The following is an 18,511-nucleotide window of genomic DNA, read 5'->3' on the forward strand; positions in this document are numbered from 1 at the left end:
ATGTCCGAGCCCGTCCCCTTTGACGAACATGCCGAGCGGCTGAAGATCCGGTCAAACCCGAAGCCGGTGACACGGATCAATCGCAAACTACTCCTGGTCGGCGCAGGCCTTGGCGTGCTCGGTCTCTTCGCCGCGATGAGTATTGCCCTGAAGCCGCCCAAAGCCGCTGATCCGGCTGACAGGCACGAACTCTACAACACCACAAATACAAGAAAGCCTGAAGGCCTGTCTGCGCTCCCGGCGAGCTATAGCGATCTCGCCCCGGTCGAAGACCGTATTCCGCGGCTTGGGCCACCTCTGTCCGGCGATCTCGGCGCAACCGTGCTCCGCGCTGAACGCGATCTCGGCCTGGAACCGGAATATGTCGACCGGTTCGAAAACGACTTCCGCCCGAACCCGGCCGACGAGGCCGAACGGGCCCGGCGCATGCGCGATGCCGCCCTCGCCGATGAAGCGGCGAAAGCGCCGGTCTTCTTCCGCCTGCAATCTGAAACAGGCGCCACCAGCGCCAGCCAGGGCACATCCTCAACGCGCGATCCTGCGCTCGATATCGGCTCAGAACTGCTCGCGCTCGCGGCCCTGCCACAAGGCGCCCCGTCCGTGTTCGGCGGGGTACCCGACAGTAATCTTCAGGGCCGCAAGCTGGCGTTCGCGAGCGAAGGCGCAGGCAGCGACATCTACAATCCTCACCGCGTCGAGGATCCCTTGTCTCCCTGGCAGGTCATGGCGGGGACGCTCATCCCGGCAAGCCTCGTGACCGGTATCAACAGCGACCTGCCTGGCACCGTGGTCGCGCAAGTCACCCAGCCGGTCTACGACACAGTCACCGGACACTACGTCCTGATCCCGCAGGGCTCGCGCCTCATCGGACGCTACCAGTCTGAGGTGTCGTTCGGCCAGGACCGCGCGCTGGTTACCTGGGACCGGATCATTTTTCCAGACGGAGCGTCGATCACCATCTCGGCGCCCGGCGCTGACGCGCAAGGATATGCAGGCCTGTCTGACAGAACGGATCATCACTGGGACCGGGTGTTCGTCGCAGCTGGTCTCGCCACGATCCTCGGCGTCGGCGCCGAACTTGGACCGACAAGCGATGGCGACATCGAACGCGCCATCCGCCGCGGCACGACCGACACCGTCAATCAGGCCGGACAGCGCGTCGTTGACCGCAATCTTGGCATTCAGCCAACCATCAGGGTCCGCCCCGGCTGGCCCGTCCGCGTGGTCGTCACGCGCGACCTCATTCTCAGACCGCATTGAACAGGAGCAACCAAATGCAAGATCCATGGAACCAACTTGAATACGAACAGGCTGGAATGCCGGATGGCCGGATCCTGCTCATCGAACGTGGACGGGCACCGCGCCTTGCCCGACGGGGACAGATCCTCCTGGAGATCGGTTTCGCGGTCGCAATGACGTACCTGGTGCTGCCACTGATTCAGGTCACGCGCGTCTTCGGCGACTATTGGCTCTGGGCTTACATACCGTTCGCGATTGCCTATGTGGCGCTGTCGTTCATTCTGTTCGAGAAACTGACAGCCTGGGCAAGCGCGCCGCCCGACGATCCCGCCGGCAGTAAAGTCGTCGGCATGGACCTCTCAACGGATGAATTGCTCGACATTGCGCGCGGCGCAACGGCGGCGGACTTCGTACAGAGGAGCGTTCACTGATGGCCCTTCGTCTCGAACGACTTCCCGATCGCACGCCGGTCCGAATAACTGTCTCGGTCGATCCGGGTCTCGCCGCAGCACTTGGCGACTATGCAGAAATATACCAGCAGACCTACGGCGCAGAGGAAAAGCCGGAAGCGCTGATTCCCGCCATGCTGGAAAACTTTCTCGGCAATGATGCCGGGTTCAAACGGGCGCGCCGCGCCCTTCACACGCAAGCCAGCAACGGAGACTAGACCCATGGCACAGATCGGAACCTTCACCGCAAAGGATGGCAGCTTTACCGGCACCATCCGAACCATGACCATCAATGTCAAAGCCCAGCTCGTCCCGAACAAGTCGAAGGCGAAAGATGATGCGCCCGACTATCGGCTCTACGCTGGCGGGGCAGAACTCGGTGCCGCCTGGCATCAGGAATCTAAAGATGGTGAGAAGCCTTATCTCGCTGTCAAACTTGATGATCCAAGTTTCGCAGGTCCAGTGCGCGCTGCATTCTTCTCGAATGAAACAACAGGAACGGGCGTGCTTATGTGGAACAGATCCAGCTAGACCGCAGAATCTGCAGAACAACGTTTGGACCGTGACCGCAGTCTTGCCCAGCATTGTCGTTCTCGTCAGCTGATCTGGATGCAGGAGATGTCGATGTCGCGCTTCTGCGCCGGGATCCGCCAGCTTCACACCCGTCTCACGCAAAGGCAAATTACCCTCATCCGCCGAGCGACTTACCGGGGCACAAGTCTGAATCTCGCTCCTGATCTATTTCAAAGCGGCGTTGGAGCTCCGGACATGCTGCTAGTTTCAAGACTTCTGCGTTGAGGAGTCGTCAGGTGATCGCCTCCCGCCCATCTCTTTTGTGAGTGGTGTATTCGATTTGACAAGATGGATTTCAACATTCAGCTGATCGGACTGGGTGCGGATCTGCAGACGATGCCGCAAGGATGGATTTTTTTCAATTAGGTCTTGACCCTCCAGTGGCTATAGATCGCACAGTCCGAGTTTCGGTACCTGGCCAAGACGTCGCGCCATGCCAAACAGTGTTTGAACGCCCGGCGGCGCAGAGGATATAAATTGTGAACAATGACCATTTGATGATGCGGGACCAATGGATGACGATGGATCCGATCGGCGGTTTATTAATGTTTCTGCTTATCGCCTTTCTTGTTTTAGGCAGCGCGGCCTTCGTCAAGTTCTTGTTCTTCAACAAGAAGTAAAACCTTGTCGATCGGGCCGAGCGAGGCATAGGAACAACAAACAGAGGAGATAATCCATGTTGACCCGGAGAACCACGTTGTTTGGCCTGGCAGGAACATCGCTAAGCTTGGCGGGCTGCGGAGGCGGAGCGAATGGGCAAGTCGAAGCAACGCCCGCCTCTGATCGAAATCTGCTTCAGGTGCCCGTTCTCTATGCCGGGCAAAAGAATGGTGCGATTACAGAATATGATCTGACGCTACAAAGCGGGCGTACGGCATTTTTTGATAACCAATTCACGCCGACCATAGGTATCAACCAATCCTATCTCGGCCCGACATTGGATATGGTAAATGGTGCCGACGTGCGCATGAATGTGACCAACACTTTGGAAGAGGATGCCACACTTCACTGGCACGGCTTCCACGTGCCGGCGCGATATGACGGGACGCCACATCAGCGCATCGCACCAGGCGAAACCTGGACAGCGCAATTTCAGGTGCGCCAGAAACCTTCCTTGTTCTGGTATCATTCTCACGCGCATCGGCGCGCGGGACCACAAGTGTATCATGGCTTGGCGGGACCGATAATCGTTCGTGATGATGAGGGTCGAACTGACTCCCTGCCCCATGAGTATGGCATCGATGATGTGCCGCTTATTGTGCAGGACCGGGCCTTCGGTTCAGACGGTCGGCTTATTTATGCACGCTCAATGCACGATATCATGATGGGTATGCGCGGTGACACGTTGCTTGTGAACGGCGTTATTGATCCTGCATTTGAATGCCAGACAGAGCTGCTTCGACTGCGTTTGCTTAACGGCTCAAACGCCCGGATTTATGATTTTGAGTTTGAAACCCAGCAAAGTTTTTTGATGACTGGCAGTGATGGCGGACATCTTGAGGCACCGGTCCGGATGTCGCGGATCAGACTGTCCCCCGGAGAACGCGCGGAAATAATGGTCGATGCAAGTCATGGGGTACCTCTGCAACTGCTTGCCAGGTCACTGTCGGGTGAAATGGGAATGATGGATGGCGGGATGATGGGCGGCCGATGGGGGCGCGGCAACTCTCGACGCAGTTCAGAAGGATCGGTCTTCAAAGTCCTGCTTATCGTCCCGAACGAGCAACTTCGCCCTTCGACGGCTACCCCTGCGAAGCTGACAACCCTTCCGGCGATCGACCCAAGCAAAGCCATCAAGACCCGTCGCTTCGTTTTGGAAATGGGAATGGGAATGGGCATGCGTGGCCGAGGGGGTTTCACCATCAATGGCAAGTCCATGGACATGGCTCGGATAGATGAGCGCGTGAAACTGGATACAACCGAAATATGGGAGGTCGAGAACGCGTCGATGATGGCTCACCCATTCCATGTTCATGACGTGCAGTTCCGAATTCTTGATCGGAACGGCCGCCCGCCACCTGAACATGAGATGGGTCTAAAAGACACTGTTCTCCTGTCGTCGCGCGAGCGCGTCCGGCTCCTGCTGTCATTCAAGGATTATGCCGATTCTGACACGCCCTACATGTACCATTGCCACATACTCGAACATGAAGACGCTGGTATGATGGGGCAGTTTGTGATTGAGGCCTAGAGCACTGTGAGCGCCGATGGGTGGGAAAGGTTGAGAATGGGAACCGAAGCTGATTAAGCCCACGCGCGCCATTTCATTGAGCATCTTCACTCACAACGTTGCCGGCGGATCAGATCGATCAGCGATCGTATTGCGGAATCCATCAAAGATTATGATTGCGACACCAATGACGATCGCGACGTCCGCCAGATTGAATGTTGGCCAGTGATACCCGTTGATATGGATGTCGAGGAAATCGGTAACGGCACCATCCACCAGCCGGTCCACAGCATTTCCCAAAGCTCCCCCAATGATAAGCCCTATCCAAATCGCTTGAGTCTTGGTCGTTGCGCGCCACAACCGCATCGACAGATAAGCTGAAATGCCCAAAGCGACAGCGGCGAGCAGCCAGGGCGCCCAATCGCTCTGCGAACTCAGAAGCCCAAAACTGACCCCGTGATTAAATCCGAGCCTGAAGTCGAAGAATGGCAAAAGGTTTATCAGACCACCTGCTTTTGTGAGCGCCGAAAACATCAACGCTTTGCTGGCCAAATCCAGAGCAAAAACAAAAAAGACAATCGAAAGACCCAGCATTCGCAGATATCTGCTCATTCTATTGCTGTCTTGATAGAAAGAGGATTTGCCAGACTTGCTTTAGCCGTATGCAGATCGCGAATAGAATGTCGAATGATAGTCCAGGCCGAATGCAGGAAGAGCGCGGCAATCAGGAAGGCCACAATCAAGTCCGGCCACCGTGTTGAGGACAGCGCCACGAGACCCGCCGCGACAATCACAGCAACATTTCCAATCGCATCGTTGCGCGAAAAAAGCCAAACAGCGCGCATATTGGCATCGCCGTCACGGTATGGCAGCAGCGGCAGGACGGCAATAACATTGATAACCAGCGCAACCACAGCAAATAGACCCATCAATCCCACCTCGACGGGTGTGTCGGTCATGGCTTTCAGAATAGTGGACACAATAACCCAAAACCCCAGCAGACCGAGGAACACACCCTGAATAAGCGCAGACCTTGCCCGCCACACGAGCGACCAGCCTATCGCAAGCAAGCCCAGAAACGTAATTGATCCGTCCCCGAGAAAATCTAGCGCATCCGCTTTCAGGGCCTGTGAATTGGCCAGAAATCCGCCAAACAGTTCGATGACGCCATATACAACATTGAGAATAACCACGATCAATAGGGCCCGTCGGTAGCCGGGAGACCGGATCAGGTTTTCATTCACGCCGCAGCACTCGTCCTCGTCAGCCACAAATCATCCTCATTTTGTCAGTCAGCACTGCAACATTCCAGCTAGTTCCGAAGATCGCGCCGCGCGAGTTCGCTGCTAATTATTCTCTCGAGCCTTTTATAAATGCTCTAGTGACTAGAGGTTCAAGGAGAAAATGTATGGCAACTCAAAGACGCACGATAGGGCAGCTGTCAAAAACGGCTGGCGTGAAGGTGACAACAATCCGCTACTACGAATCCATCGGTCTGTTGCCGGACCCTGGACGCACAACTGGGGGGCAACGCGTCTACGATACGGCTACCCAGCAACGCCTATCGTTCATCCGGCAATCCCGTGACCTGGGCTTTCCTGTTGAGGCGATCCGTGAACTAATCGCGTTGCAAATGACGCCTGACGAAGATTGCGCGAAGGTGGACAAGGTCGCGCGACACCATCTGGCGGAAGTAGATCGACGCCTCAAGCAATTGAGGGCTTTGAAACGGGAACTTCAGGGCATGATCACGTCTTGTGAAGGCGGCGAAGTGGCCTGTTGCGCAATCATGGAAAGCATCTCCAGCACGGCTTCATATCCCCTGTAGATCCACAACCACAGCAGGTCTGTCATCTTCAAAGAACGGCGAAATCGGCGCTTGACCCTCCAGCGGCTGTAGAGATTAAAGAGGCGACAATTGAGAATTGAAACACGCTTGAACCCGGTTTGCCAATCGGGTTCGAAGTGATCGTAAGGCAATAAGTGTCGTTGTCTTGTGGGCTGGAGAAGATATTAAACGTGAAGGTGAGCTGGAAACACTCTCGCAAAATTGCGACTTTGCTGCAGCTCGCGCGGTTTTCCTGCGTGTCGTTATTCTTTATGCTGTCAGGATTCGCGACAAGCCCGGCAACTTCACTGCAAGCGTCGCCCTTGTGTGCGCAACCGCAGGCAACGAACGCAATTGAAGCGTTTATGTTGGGGCCTCTCAGTTCGGCAGATCGCATTGACCCAGAAGATATCGATGTCGATTATTGTCACTACCTTGCTTGTACGTCATTCATTTCAAACTCATCGTCGCCATTGTGTTTCCGCCACAATCAATCCGCTATTGATCGGTCGGCTGACAAAGAAACACTTGTCCGTGACTATCCAATAAGCCCTTTTCGTCCGCCTCGCACCTGACGCCTGCGCTCCGTTGCCGGAGCGGCTAGCACACAACGGGTCAGATCAAGGAAAATTACAATGCAAAAACTTTTATGGGCCGCACTCGGTCTGGCGGTCATGCTTCCGGCCAATGCAGAAGTTGGACCCTGCAACGCTTATGGTCCTAATGAACACAAATCTCCAGTTACCGCCGAAACACCACTCTCGTTGAATTCCGTGTTGTCTGAGATCAGGCTCGCCTCACCAGAGGTTCGGGCCTCGGGACTCGAAATTCAAGCCCGGTCGGCTGACGCGACTCAAGCGGGGCGGCGTTTGAATCCTGCGCTTTCCGTGGAACTTGAAGAATTTTCTGGAAGCGGCCCGTTGACCGGGTTTGACCGGGCAGAAACAACCATCGCTATTGAGCAGACCGTCCGCCTGGGCGGCAAGCGACAGCGCGCGCAAGCTGCGGCTCGCGCGTTGACGGCGCTCGCTTCGGCTGAATGCGCCGTCATTTTGAGAGAAGTTGAACTGCAGGGCACGGTGCTTTTTTTTGAGTACGTCGCCGCACTCGAAGACGCAGAACTCTTGGAAGAAGCCGCGGAGACATCCGAAAAACTGGCTGAGACGGTCCGTAGACGCGTAGCCGCTGGAGCTGCGCCGCCACCTGAACAGTCCCGGGCCGATAGTGCGACAGCTTCTGCGCGCGCCGATGCGGTTTTCGCCTGGGGCTTGGTAGAGCAGCGCAGATATGCCTTGGCCGCAATATGGGGGCAATCAGATCCCCTGTTCAACACCGCGATCGTGGAAGACTCGGTAGTCGGTGCTTTGGCTGATCCGGGAAACAGGTCCCTTCACCCGCAAGTCAGGCGGGCGGCTGCGTCCGCCGCAGCGTCACGGGCGGCCGCCGACGTCGAGCGCGCAGAAGCCATGCCGAATGTAACATTCACCGCTGGCATGCGCCGGTTCGAGGAAACCGGCGACAGCGCCATTGTCGCTGGTGTATCTGTTCCCCTGCCGCTTTTTGATCGCAATCGCGATAGCGCGCGCGCAGCCGATCTGCGGGCACAGGCAAGCCAGATGAATAGAGCTGCTGTTGAGGCGCGTCTGCTTGCAGAACAGCGAGCCGCCATCGCCGCCGTGACGGCCGCCCGTCAACGCCTCAGTCTGCTCGAAGACACCGCTTTGCCCAATGCTACCGCCGCCTTTGAAGCGTCTATGCACGGGTACGCGGTTGGAAAATTTGATCTGACCACCACGATTGATGCGCGTAGCGCCTTGATTGACACGCAACGCGCCGTTTTGGACGCAAAGACAACGCTGCGTATCGAGACGGCTCGCCTGAAAAGCCTGATTGGCGACACGCCATTTTCCGGAGAATGAACCTATGACTTTCCATTGGAAACCACTTTTATTGGCGGCGGCCAGCGCGTTTATTCTAGCAGCCTGCAATAGCGAGAGCCCATCAACTGAAGGAGATGCGGACCTCGTTGTTGTGGAAACCAAGCAAGACGATGATGCTGAAGTCGAGGGGAATGACGTCGTTCTAAGCCGCATTGCGGCGCAAGCCGCTGGCATTCGGGTGGCGACTGCCGAGGTCGGGCGTATGGGAGAAACCCTGAACTTACCCGCCGAAGTGCGTTTCGATGCCGATCGAATCGCCAATATCTCTCCGCAGATCAGTGGCATTGTACGGATGCTATACGCAACCGAAGGCGACGCAATCCAACGTGGCGATCGATTGGCGCTGCTCGCCAGCCGCGAATTGGCTGAATTGAAGTCAGACTATGTTTCTGCCGCCGCCGCAACCGAACTTGCGCGGACGACTATGGCTCGCGAAGAAGCGCTTTGGGCGGACAAAATCACGTCTGAAGCGGACATTCAGGCGGCTCGCGCGGCCTTTTCAACTGCCAGTGCCGCGCTTGATTCAGCTGAGACGAACTTGCATGCTGTTGGGCTCAGCCCAGCGTCGACGGCTGCGGCGGGCAATAGCTCAGATTATGTCGTCACCTCACCAATAACGGGCGTCATTACTCAGCGAACGGTCACCTTAGGCGAAGCTGTCTCTTCCGACGATACGTCTGCCGGACCGATGTTCACCATCGCTGATGACAGTGTCGTTTGGGTCGATATTGCTGTGTTCAAACAGGACCTTGCCCGCGTTGATACTGGGGCCAACGTGCATTTGACAGGCGATGCAGGGGAACCGCTGGCGCAGGCGCAGATCGCGTTTATCTCCCCTGTTGTCAATCAAGCGTCGCGCACCGCGACTGCCCGCGTGATTGTGGATAATCGCGATGGTCAGTTGCGGCCGGGTCAGTTTATTCGGGCCCAGATTGATCTCGGCGAAGGTATGTTAGTCGTGCGTGTCCCGAAAGACGCGGTGCAGATCGTCAATTCGACCCCTTCAGTGTTCCTGCCAACCGATGACGGCTTTGAGCCTACGCCGGTGGTGACCGGTATGGAGCAGGACGGCCTGGTCGGCATTCTTGAGGGATTAGAGGACGGGCAGCGATATGTCGCCGAGGGCGCCTTCACCCTAAAGTCACAATTGGAAAAAGATTCCTTCGGCGCAGACGAAGACTAGCAACAGGACAGCCCATTCATGCAAAACTTCATGCACCGTATCGCTGGTGGCCGATTGCTCGCCGCCATTTTCGCCAGCGCCATGACCATTGGCGGTCTGTTTGCCTTCCGCGCTTTGCCCGTCGACGCTTTTCCCGATGTCACGCCCTCGTTGGTGCAGGTCTTCACGGAAACTGACGGCCTCGGCCCAGAAGAAGTTGAACGCTACGTTACTTATCCCATCGAGGCCGCCATGGCAGGTCTACCAAAAATCGACCATATGCGCTCGGTGTCAAATTTCGGCCTGTCCGTGGTCAACATCTATTTTGAAGACGGCACCGATGTCTATTTTGCCCGCCAGGTCGTGGGTGAACGTCTGGCTCAAGCGCGCGAAGCCATCCCTCCTGGATTTGGCGAACCCAAGATGGGGCCGATCTCCACCGGGCTCGGGATCATCCTTTATTACAAACTGGTCGACAGCACAGGTACGCGCAGTCTCATCGAGATGCGCGAGATTCAGGACTGGATTGTCAAATACCAACTACAGACCGTCACAGGCGTGACCGAAGTCCTATCCCTCGGCGGATACGAAAAACAGTTTCAGATACTCATCGACCCCGAAGCAATGCAGTCATACGATCTCCAGATCAACGAAGTGACCGAAGCGCTCGAGCGCGGCAATCAGACCCTCGGCGCTCAATTCATCGAAATCGGCGCTGAACAATTTACTGTGCGCGGTATCGGGCTCGCGCGAAGCGTTGACGATCTTGCAGCGACCATCATCAGATCAGAAGATGGCCGCCCGATTCGGATGCGCGATATCGGCGATGTCGTCATTGGCGGCGGCGTGCGTCAGGGCCTTGCCACCTCGAATGGGAAAGGCGAAGTCGTTGCTGGTCTGGTGCTGAAACTCTACGGCACAAATACGTCCGAAGTCATCGAGCGGGTTAAAACACGCTTCGATGAAATCAACAAGACTCTGCCAGACGGCGTTCGCGCTGTGCCATATTATGATCAAGGTGCGCTGGTGAACAAAGCCGCCGCAACGGTCACGACGGCGCTCTGGCAGGGCGCTGTACTCGTCGCGATAGTCGTCTTCGTTTTTCTCGGCGGCTGGCGTCCCTCGCTTGTAGTGGTTTTATCTATTCCCTTCTCCGTTGGTTTCGCCTTCATTGCTATGAATGTTCTTGGCATCGGTGCCAACCTCATGTCGCTTGGCGGTGTTGCGATTGCCATCGGGATGATGGTGGACGGCGCCATCGTGATCACCGAAAATGTCGACCGCAGTCTGAAAGGCGCGCCTGACGAGAACCGCCGCGATCTGGTTGCCAGATCAACCGCTGAGGTAATCGCACCGCTTATTGCGGCTGTGAGTGTGGTGATTATTGTCTTTCTACCGCTTTTTGCGCTTGAGGGCGTTGAAGGGAAAACCTTCCGGCCGCTGGCCGCGTCTGCCGCGTTGGCTATGACAGGCTCATTGATCTATGCCGCGTTGATCGCACCCGCTTTAGCATTCGGCTTAATGCGACCAGCAAAATCATCGCGCGGCGCTGAAAGCGCGATGACCAATCTTATTGCATCCTGGGCAGGCTTCTTTGTCCGGTTCAGGGGCGCTGCCCTTGGACTGGCGTCGATACTTCTTCTGGCGGGCTGGTTGGCCGGGTCACAACTCGGGTCCGAATTTACGCCGGAGCTCGAAGAAGGCGATATCCTGCTTCGGGTCACGATGGCGCCCTCGATATCTCTGACCGAGGGTGAAGCCACAGTTACGCGGATCGAAAATCAATTGCTCGCAGAGTTCCCGGAAATTGAGACAATCGTTACGAGAGTCGGGCGCGGAGAAGTAGGTGCCGTGACGGATCCCACCAATAGCGCAGAAATATTTTTGGCCATGAAGCCGAAATCGGACTGGCGTTCTGGTATATCGCCCGAAGACTTTCGGTATGAGTTGTCGGAGTTCCTGGAGTCCTATCCGGGTATTCTTGCAAATGTTGGTCAACCCATTGCAATGGCTGTAGACGAACTGCTGACGGGCACGCGCGCCGAGCTCGCGATCAAAATCTTCGGTCCGGACTCAGACGCTCTGATTGCGTCCTCGGAGGAATTGCAGAAATTGCTCCGGCAAGTCCCCGGCGCTGCCGATGTACAGGCCGAACAACTGACCGGCGCGCCGGAATTGAAAGTCACAGTCAATCGCGATGAACTCGGACGTTACGGCCTCGACATCATGGACGCCCTGGATACGCTTCGCACGTCCGTCGGCGGCGCCGAAGCGGGCGCTCTGTTCGAGGGCGTTCGCCAATTTCCGATCATCGTTCGCCTCAACGCACAATCGCGGTCGGATCCTGCTGCCATCGGACGGATTCTTCTTAAATCACAAAATGGTGCGCTCGTGCCACTCAGCGAGGTCACCAATATCGAAACCGTGATCGGTCCTCGTCAGATCACGCGTGAGGATGGGCAACGGTTCATTGCCGTCCAGGCCAATGTCCGTGGGCGCGATATCGGTAGCTTCGTTGCTGAAGCCCAGGCGCTAACCGATGAAAAACTTGATCTTCCACCGGGTTACAGGCTTGTTTGGGGCGGGCAATTTGAATTGCAGCAACAAGCGAATGCAAAATTCGCCGTGGTCATTCCAATCACGCTCGCGATTGTCTTCCTGATTCTTCTAATGACCTTCGGGCGTGCCAAGTCAGCTATTCTGATCCTGCTCAACATCCCTCTGGCACTGACAGGTGGAACGCTGGCGCTATGGTTAGCGGGTCTGCCTGTTTCGGTGCCTGCTACGGTCGGGTTTATTGCATTGTTCGGGATCGCTCTCGGCAATGGTATGGTTCTGGTCAGCTTCATGGATGACTTTGCGCGCGCGGGGCGCGACAGGGATGAACTCGCCGTAGAAGCGGCCGGGTTGCGCGCGCGACCCGTTTTGATGACTGCGATGACGACTGCGCTGGGCCTTGCGCCCTTGTTGTTCGCCACAGGCGTTGGCGCTGAAGTACAAAGACCGCTCGCGACCGTTGTGATTGGCGGTCTTGTATCGTCAACCGTACTGACATTGCTTGTTTTGCCTGCTTTGCATCGGTGGTTCGCGCCTAAACCAGACAGTCATCACTCACTTGTGGAAACTGAGCATGTCTCAGCCTAAAGCGCGCCTTGCCTGGTCAGGCGAATTTACAATTGGGACAGGATGAGAGATTATTGACGCCCGGCTCGGTGACAATCGCCTGCATACCCATGCCGCATGAAAAATCGGATCGTACGACCGGAGCAGCCGCTGCAGCAGCAGTCATTGTACGTCGATATTCCTTTGTGAAGGTCGTCAGCGACCGACATTCCTTCATTTTCAGACCGGGATCGACTATCGAATGACATTTCTTAGTGATTTTTGAAGGATCGCCTGTTATGGGGCACGCTATGCGTTTGTCCGGATTCATCCTCAGCGTCAGAATATGGCTCGCAGCTTGTCTGGTCGCGACCATGTTGATTGGCCCTGCGTCGGCGGATGTACACGCGATGGATCCCGATACCATTGCCTGTCAGGCGTTAGATGACCAACTTGCGGCATTCGGTACAGACCGCACGGACGACGGGCAGTCTCGTCCGGATCACGATCACCATGCGCATACCTGCGGCAGTTGCCATTTCCATCTGGTCGGATCTTTCCCATCCAGATTCGTATCCCCTTGGGGATATCGGACAGTCGTTCTACCCGAGACGAATGTGTTCGCGCCTCGCGCCGGTCCCTTCGGACTCTACCGCCCTCCCCGTGTCTGACCTGACTCCCTAGCTGCGGCTCTGCCGTCGCCATTTTTCAGGTCATCACGAGGAAATTAACTCAATGAACACATTGAAGCAGGGCACATGTTGCGCCCTGATCGCAGCTGTCCTTGCGGGCACTGCGGTCGCGGCTCCGTGCAGCGGACCGAGGGTCACTGCCACCGCAATCCAGGCAGGCGAGCCTTTATCACTAGACGCCGTGCTGGCAGAAGTCCGCAATGCCTCCCCGGAAGTGCGCATGGCCGCACTGGAAACACGCGCTCGCGAAGCGGACGCAGATCAGGCCGGCCGCTGGCTCAATCCTATGATCGGATTGGAACTTGAAAACTTCTCAGGCTCCGGCCCCCTCGCCGGGTTTGATCAAACCGAGACAACGTTCTCGGTTGCCCAGACATTCCAGCTGGGCGGCAAGCGAACAAAACGTCAGCGCGCTGCGCGTGCCAGTGCCGCGCTTGCAACGGCAGAATGCGGCGCCATCCTGCGTGAAACAGAACTGGAGGCGGTGACGCTCTTCTATGAACTGGACGCGGCCGCCCAGCTCGTCCGTCTCGCCGATCAATCGGCCGAACTGGCGGACACGCTCAGCGAAACCGTTGGCAAGCGAGTGGATGCAGGCGCGGCCGCGCCACCGGAACTTTCCCGGGCCAAAGCTGATGCTGCAACCCTGCGTGCAGTGGCCGCACAGACACGCGGTGACATGGAGGCCCTTCGCTACGATCTCAGCGCACTGTGGGGAAGCGCCGACCCGGTCTTCGAGGCACCTGTCCTGCCAATGACGGCGCCCACCCACCCCGGCGCAGCCAACCTGGCACAACACCCTGCTGTCAAAGTGGCCGAGGCCGGTATTGTCGCGCGGCAGGCGGAGCAGGATCTGGCGCGTGCTCAGGCGGCCCCTGATCTTACCCTAAGTGCGGGCATGCGGCAGTTTGAGCAAACGGGCGATACCGCATTCCTTATCGGCGTCAGCGTGCCTGTCCCCCTGTTTGACCGCAACCGTGACGCAACCCGCGCTGCTGGTTACAGAGTCGATGCCCGGCGCACCGACCGGGTGGCTGTGGAGGCAAGATTGCTTGCCAGCCAACGCGCCTCGGTCTCTCAGGTCCGCGCGGCCCAGGAACGCCTGGCCCTCCTTGAAAACGATGCCCTGCCCTCAGCCAGGGCGGCCTATGAAGCATCCGTCCAGGGCTATGCCGCGGGCAAGTTCGATCTCACCTCAACCCTCGATGCCCGCAAAGGCCTGATCGAAGCCGGCGTAGCCGTAATCGATGCGGCCCGCGCCCTGAATACAGAAAACATGCGCTTGCGAAGCCTGATTGGCGCCGCCCCCTTTAATGGAGACATCCAGTGAAACAGACCCTGATCCTGACAACAGCCCTACTGAGTTTGACAACCCTGCTGTCTGCCTGTGGCGAGACTTCAGCGGTAGACGGCAAAACCAGCGCCGTCGCTTCGGCCGTAAATGACACGCACGGGCACACCCCGTATGAGGCATTCTCGGCCGCCGACAATGAGAAGGACTCCGAAGGAAACGATACTCACGACGAACACGGCGAAGACGAAGACGATGTCGTCAATCTGACCGAAGCAGAAGCGCGCGAAGCGGGCATTGAACTCAGTGAAGCGAAATTGGCCGAAATGGGCCAGTCGCTCAGCCTTCCAGCGGAAATAAGGTTCGACGCAGACAGGGTGGCGAATGTCTCACCCAAGGTCAGCGGCGTGGTCGCAAAGCTCTATGCCAGCGAAGGCGATCATGTGAAGCGGGGCCAAACGCTGGCACTGATTTCCAGTCGCGATCTCGCGGGCCTGAAAGCGGCCTGGCAGAAAGGTGAAACTGGCAAGGCCCTGGCCGCTCAGGCCCTCGCGCGCGAGGAACAACTCTGGGCCGACAAGATCACATCCGAAGCCGATGTCCAGGCAGCCCGTGCGGAATTTGAAGCCGCGAAAGCCGCGAGTGATGCGGCCGAAAACGAGCTGCACGCTGCCGGTGTCAGTCACGAAGCCCTGGAGAAGGTCGCGACAGCAAGAGATGGCGACAATGCCAATTCCTACCTGACCGCGCCGATTTCCGGAACGATTGTCCGGCGCGCAGTCACGCTTGGCCAGACGGTTGCCGCGGGAGATGCCGGCGCCGACACGCTCTTCACGATCGCGGATGACAGCGTGGTCTGGGCAGACATCGCCGTCTACAAACAGGACATTGGTCGTATACGTATTGGCGCACCTGTCGCGCTGAAGACCGACGCAGGAAATGTCCTGGCGCTATCGACTGTCGCTTTCGTGCTTCCCGTCATCAATGAAACCTCTCGCACCGCGACGGCACGGGTGATTGTGGCCAATACCGATGGCAGTCTGACGCCCGGCCAGTTTGTGACGGCCGATCTCAGTGTCGGCAATGCAAGCCCCGTGGTGCGGGTCCCGCAAACAGCCGTCCAGATTGTCGAGGACAAACCGTCGATCTTTGTTCCCGTTGAAGGCGGTTTCGCACCCAGGCCAGTGATGATCGGTGCAACGGCCGGCGGCTTTGTCGAAATTCGTTCGGGCCTGGCGGTCGGCGAGACCTTTGTCTCGCAAGGGGGTTTCACCCTCAAGGCCCAGCTTGAAAAAGACGCCTTTGGCGATGGACACGGACACTAGGACCAACAGACATGATCAATTTTATGCACCGTATCGCCGGGGGCCGTCTCCTGGCAGCCATCGCGGCACTCGCCATGACGCTTGGCGGCCTGTTCGCCTTCCGGGCCCTGCCCGTGGATGCCTTTCCGGACGTCACCCCCTCCCTGGTTCAGGTCTTTACCGAAACCGAAGGCCTCGCCCCGGAAGAGGTCGAACGCTATGTCACCTATCCGATTGAAACGGCCATGTCCGGCCTCCCGAAACTCAAGAGCATGCGCTCAGTCTCGAATTTCGGCCTGTCCGTGGTCAACATCTATTTCGAAGACGGGACGGACGTCTATTTTGCGCGCCAGGTCGTTGGCGAACGTCTCGCAGAGGCGCGCGGCAACATTCCGGACGGATTTGGCGACCCGCAAATGGGCCCCATCTCGACGGGCCTGGGCATCATTCTCTATTTCAGACTTGATGATTCCAGCGGGACGCGGGACCTTGTCGAAATGCGCGAGATCCAGGACTGGATCATCAAGTACCAACTGCAAACCGTACCGGGCGTCACCGAAGTGCTCTCGCTTGGCGGCTTCGAGAAGCAATACCAGGTCCGTCTCGATCCGGATGCTTTGCTCGCCTATGATATCCAGATTGGCGACGTGATTGGCGCGCTGGAGCGTGGCAACAAGACCGAGGGCGCGCAATTCCTCGAAATTGGCGCGGAGCAGTACACCGTGCGCGGCGTTGGACTGGCCCGGTCGGTCGATGACCTTGCCGAAATCGTTGTCAATGTTGATGACGGACGCCCCGTCCGCGTCCGCGACCTGGGCGAAATCGTCATCGGCGGCGGCGTCCGACAAGGACTTGCCACGGCAAATGGCCAAGGCGAAGTCGTCGCCGGCCTCGTGCTGAAACTCTATGGCACCAACACGTCTGACGTGATCGCCCGTGTGCAGCAGCGCTTTGAGGAAATCAACGCAAGCCTGCCCGAAGGCGTGACGGCCATCCCCTACTATGATCAGGGCACGCTCGTGAACAAGGCTGCCGCAACGGTGACGACCGCGCTCTGGCAGGGCGGTCTTCTTGTGGCGCTTGTTGTCTTCGTCTTTTTGGGCGGTTGGCGGCCAAGCCTCGTCGTCGTTCTCTCTATTCCCTTCTCTGTCGGCTTTGCATTCATCGCGATGAACGTGCTCGGCATCAGTGCCAATCTGATGTCGCTGGGCGGTGTCGCCATTGCCATCGGGATGATGGTCGATGGCGCGATCGTCATCGCGGAAAATGTCGATCGGAGTCTCCGGGAAAGCGCAGGCACGGAAGATCAGCGCAGCGTCGTTGCACGCTCGACTGCCGAGGTCATTGCGCCCCTGGTTGCCGCTGTCGCAGTGGTCATCGTTGTCTTCCTGCCGCTGTTTTCGCTGCAAGGCGTTGAGGGCAAGACGTTCCGTCCACTCGCCGCATCTGCTGCGCTTGCGATGACCGGTTCGCTTTTTTACGCAGCGCTGATTGCGCCGTCCCTTGCAAATGGCCTGATGCGTCGCGGAAAGGCAAAGAACGAAGAAAAGCCTGACCTTATCGCCCGCTATGTCAGCTCACTTGCTGGCTTTTTCGTCAGGCAACGCATGGCAGCCATTGTGATGGCTGCGGTGCTTCTTTTGGCAGGTGGGCTCGCCGGCTCGCGGCTGGGCTCGGAATTTACCCCCTCGCTGGAGGAAGGTGATATTCTCCTGCGGGTCACGATGGCTCCATCAATCTCGCTGACAGAAGCCGCTGCAACAACAACGCGGGTCGAGAAGCGGCTGCTGGACGCATTTCCGGAGATCAAGTCGATCGTCACCCGTATCGGGCGCGGCGAGGTCGGCGCGCATGCGGACCCGACCAATAGCGCAGAAGCCTTCGTTGAACTGCAACCGCGCGATCAGTGGCGCGAAGGGATGTCTCCGGAAGACTTGCGTACGGCCATCTCGGAAAATCTGGAATCGGTGCCAGGTATCGTTGCAAGCATCGGGCAGCCGATTGCCATGGCGGTCGATGAACTCATCACCGGAACACGTGCTGAACTGGCGGTAAAGATATTTGGGCCCGACACGGAAATCCTGTTGGACAGGTCGCAAGTGCTCCAGACACTCCTGCAGCAAGTTGACGGCGCTGCTGAAGTCCAGGCCGATCAGATCACCGGCGCACCGCAACTCGTGGTGACGGTGGATCGGGCCGCCCTTGGCCGTTACGGTCTCGACGTCGAAGACGCACTGGATGCGCTTCGCGCCTCCGTCGGCGGCGCCGAAGCCGGTGCCTTGTTCGAAGGTGTTCGCCAGTTCCCAATCGTCGTGCGCCTGCATGAAGAGAACCGGGATACACCCGAAGCGATCAGCCGCATCGTGCTGGAATCGCCATCGGGCGCACGGGTACCTCTCGAAACCGTCGCCAGAATCGAGACGATCATCGGCCCGCGCCAGATCACACGCGAGAATGGCGAACGCTTCATCACGGTTCAGTCGAACGTGAGGGGGCGTGATATCGGTTCCTTTGTCGCGGAAGCCCAGGCGCTGACTGATTCCCAATTGGAGTTGCCTCCCGGTTACCGGCTTGTCTGGGGCGGCCAGTTCGAACTTCAGCAACAGGCGAACGCCCGTTTTGCCGTGGTCATTCCGATCACGCTCGGTATCGTGCTCCTGATCCTGTTGATAACTTTCGGCCGGTTGAAGTCGTCGGTCCTCATCTTGCTGAATATCCCGCTGGCCCTGACGGGGGGCGCACTGGCGCTCTGGATAACCGG

Annotated in this window: 14 protein-coding genes; 12 read left to right on the plus strand and 2 right to left on the minus strand. The window is 57.8% G+C overall.

All coding sequences use genetic code 11. The features are described from left to right. The 5 genes from V7651_RS18150 (at position 1) to V7651_RS18170 (ending at position 4,452) form a co-directional block, all read left to right on the plus strand. Positions 1-1,260, plus strand: coding sequence for a TraB/TrbI/VirB10 family type IV secretion system protein (locus V7651_RS18150; RefSeq protein WP_335613950.1), 1,260 nt, complete (start codon positions 1-3; stop codon positions 1,258-1,260). Between the two features lie 14 nt (positions 1,261-1,274). After that, a complete protein-coding gene (locus tag V7651_RS18155; protein WP_035541896.1) occupies positions 1,275-1,670 on the plus strand; it encodes a hypothetical protein in 396 nt (131 codons plus the stop codon). After that, the gene (locus V7651_RS18160; protein ID WP_035541900.1) at positions 1,670-1,906 is read left to right on the plus strand and encodes a DUF2274 domain-containing protein; all 237 of its coding nucleotides are present in this window, start codon (positions 1,670-1,672) and stop codon (positions 1,904-1,906) included. Before V7651_RS18155 ends, V7651_RS18160 begins: the two co-directional genes overlap by 1 nt. Before the next feature lie 4 nt (positions 1,907-1,910). Next, positions 1,911-2,219, plus strand: coding sequence for a DUF736 domain-containing protein (locus V7651_RS18165; protein ID WP_035541903.1), 309 nt, complete (start codon positions 1,911-1,913; stop codon positions 2,217-2,219). 718 nt (positions 2,220-2,937) lie between these two features. Beyond that, positions 2,938-4,452 carry a multicopper oxidase family protein gene (locus V7651_RS18170; protein ID WP_335613951.1) on the plus strand — a complete coding sequence of 505 codons (1,515 nt, stop codon included), beginning with the start codon at positions 2,938-2,940 and terminating at the stop codon, positions 4,450-4,452. A 90-nt stretch (positions 4,453-4,542) separates the two neighbouring features. On the opposite strand, the gene lspA is transcribed toward V7651_RS18170, so the two are convergent. Next, positions 4,543-5,043: a signal peptidase II gene (gene lspA / locus V7651_RS18175; protein ID WP_335613952.1), complete on the minus strand. Its 501-nt coding sequence runs from the start codon at positions 5,041-5,043 to the stop codon at positions 4,543-4,545. Further along, entirely contained in the window at positions 5,040-5,702 is a 663-nt protein-coding gene (locus V7651_RS18180) for a cation diffusion facilitator family transporter (protein ID WP_335613953.1), read from the minus strand. The genes lspA and V7651_RS18180 overlap by 4 nt, the downstream gene beginning before the upstream one ends. Positions 5,703-5,839: 137 nt before the next feature. On the opposite strand from V7651_RS18180, the gene V7651_RS18185 reads away from it, so the two are divergent. The 7 genes from V7651_RS18185 to V7651_RS18215 all read left to right on the plus strand — a co-directional run. Beyond that, on the plus strand, positions 5,840-6,259 hold the full coding sequence (locus tag V7651_RS18185) for a MerR family transcriptional regulator (RefSeq protein WP_335613954.1): 420 nt from the start codon (positions 5,840-5,842) through the stop codon (positions 6,257-6,259). Positions 6,260-6,894: 635 nt separating this feature from the next. Continuing rightward, entirely contained in the window at positions 6,895-8,178 is a 1,284-nt protein-coding gene (locus V7651_RS18190) for a TolC family protein (protein ID WP_335613955.1), read from the plus strand. A 4-nt stretch (positions 8,179-8,182) separates the two neighbouring features. Continuing rightward, positions 8,183-9,382, plus strand: coding sequence for an efflux RND transporter periplasmic adaptor subunit (locus V7651_RS18195; protein WP_035541848.1), 1,200 nt, complete (start codon positions 8,183-8,185; stop codon positions 9,380-9,382). A gap of 18 nt (positions 9,383-9,400) precedes the next feature. Next, positions 9,401-12,505 carry an efflux RND transporter permease subunit gene (locus tag V7651_RS18200; RefSeq protein ID WP_035541846.1) on the plus strand — a complete coding sequence of 1,035 codons (3,105 nt, stop codon included), beginning with the start codon at positions 9,401-9,403 and terminating at the stop codon, positions 12,503-12,505. 693 nt (positions 12,506-13,198) lie between these two features. Further along, positions 13,199-14,485, plus strand: coding sequence for a TolC family protein (locus tag V7651_RS18205; protein WP_335613956.1), 1,287 nt, complete (start codon positions 13,199-13,201; stop codon positions 14,483-14,485). Next, positions 14,482-15,771, plus strand: a complete 1,290-nt coding sequence (locus V7651_RS18210; RefSeq protein ID WP_335613957.1) for an efflux RND transporter periplasmic adaptor subunit — start codon at positions 14,482-14,484, stop codon at positions 15,769-15,771. Before V7651_RS18205 ends, V7651_RS18210 begins: the two co-directional genes overlap by 4 nt. A gap of 11 nt (positions 15,772-15,782) precedes the next feature. After that, positions 15,783-18,511, plus strand: a 2,729-nt coding sequence (locus V7651_RS18215; RefSeq protein ID WP_335613958.1) for an efflux RND transporter permease subunit, incomplete at its 3' end; no start/stop codon positions are given.

Origin of the sequence: Hyphomonas oceanitis (assembly GCF_036964545.1) — a bacterium.
In the GTDB taxonomy this organism is placed as follows: Bacteria; Pseudomonadota; Alphaproteobacteria; order Caulobacterales; family Hyphomonadaceae; genus Hyphomonas; species Hyphomonas oceanitis.

What these genes read in the sequence shown, in the direction of transcription:
- lspA (WP_335613952.1), bottom strand. Translation starts at nt 5,043, where the DNA reads ATGAGCAGATATCTGCGAATGCTGGGTCTTTCGATTGTCTTTTTTGTT.
- V7651_RS18190 (WP_335613955.1), top strand. Translation starts at nt 6,895, where the DNA reads ATGCAAAAACTTTTATGGGCCGCACTCGGTCTGGCGGTCATGCTTCCG.
- V7651_RS18165 (WP_035541903.1), top strand. Translation starts at nt 1,911, where the DNA reads ATGGCACAGATCGGAACCTTCACCGCAAAGGATGGCAGCTTTACCGGC.
- V7651_RS18170 (WP_335613951.1), top strand. Translation starts at nt 2,938, where the DNA reads ATGTTGACCCGGAGAACCACGTTGTTTGGCCTGGCAGGAACATCGCTA.
- V7651_RS18160 (WP_035541900.1), top strand. Translation starts at nt 1,670, where the DNA reads ATGGCCCTTCGTCTCGAACGACTTCCCGATCGCACGCCGGTCCGAATA.
- V7651_RS18150 (WP_335613950.1), top strand. Translation starts at nt 1, where the DNA reads ATGTCCGAGCCCGTCCCCTTTGACGAACATGCCGAGCGGCTGAAGATC.
- V7651_RS18155 (WP_035541896.1), top strand. Translation starts at nt 1,275, where the DNA reads ATGCAAGATCCATGGAACCAACTTGAATACGAACAGGCTGGAATGCCG.
- V7651_RS18195 (WP_035541848.1), top strand. Translation starts at nt 8,183, where the DNA reads ATGACTTTCCATTGGAAACCACTTTTATTGGCGGCGGCCAGCGCGTTT.
- V7651_RS18205 (WP_335613956.1), top strand. Translation starts at nt 13,199, where the DNA reads ATGAACACATTGAAGCAGGGCACATGTTGCGCCCTGATCGCAGCTGTC.
- V7651_RS18185 (WP_335613954.1), top strand. Translation starts at nt 5,840, where the DNA reads ATGGCAACTCAAAGACGCACGATAGGGCAGCTGTCAAAAACGGCTGGC.
- V7651_RS18200 (WP_035541846.1), top strand. Translation starts at nt 9,401, where the DNA reads ATGCAAAACTTCATGCACCGTATCGCTGGTGGCCGATTGCTCGCCGCC.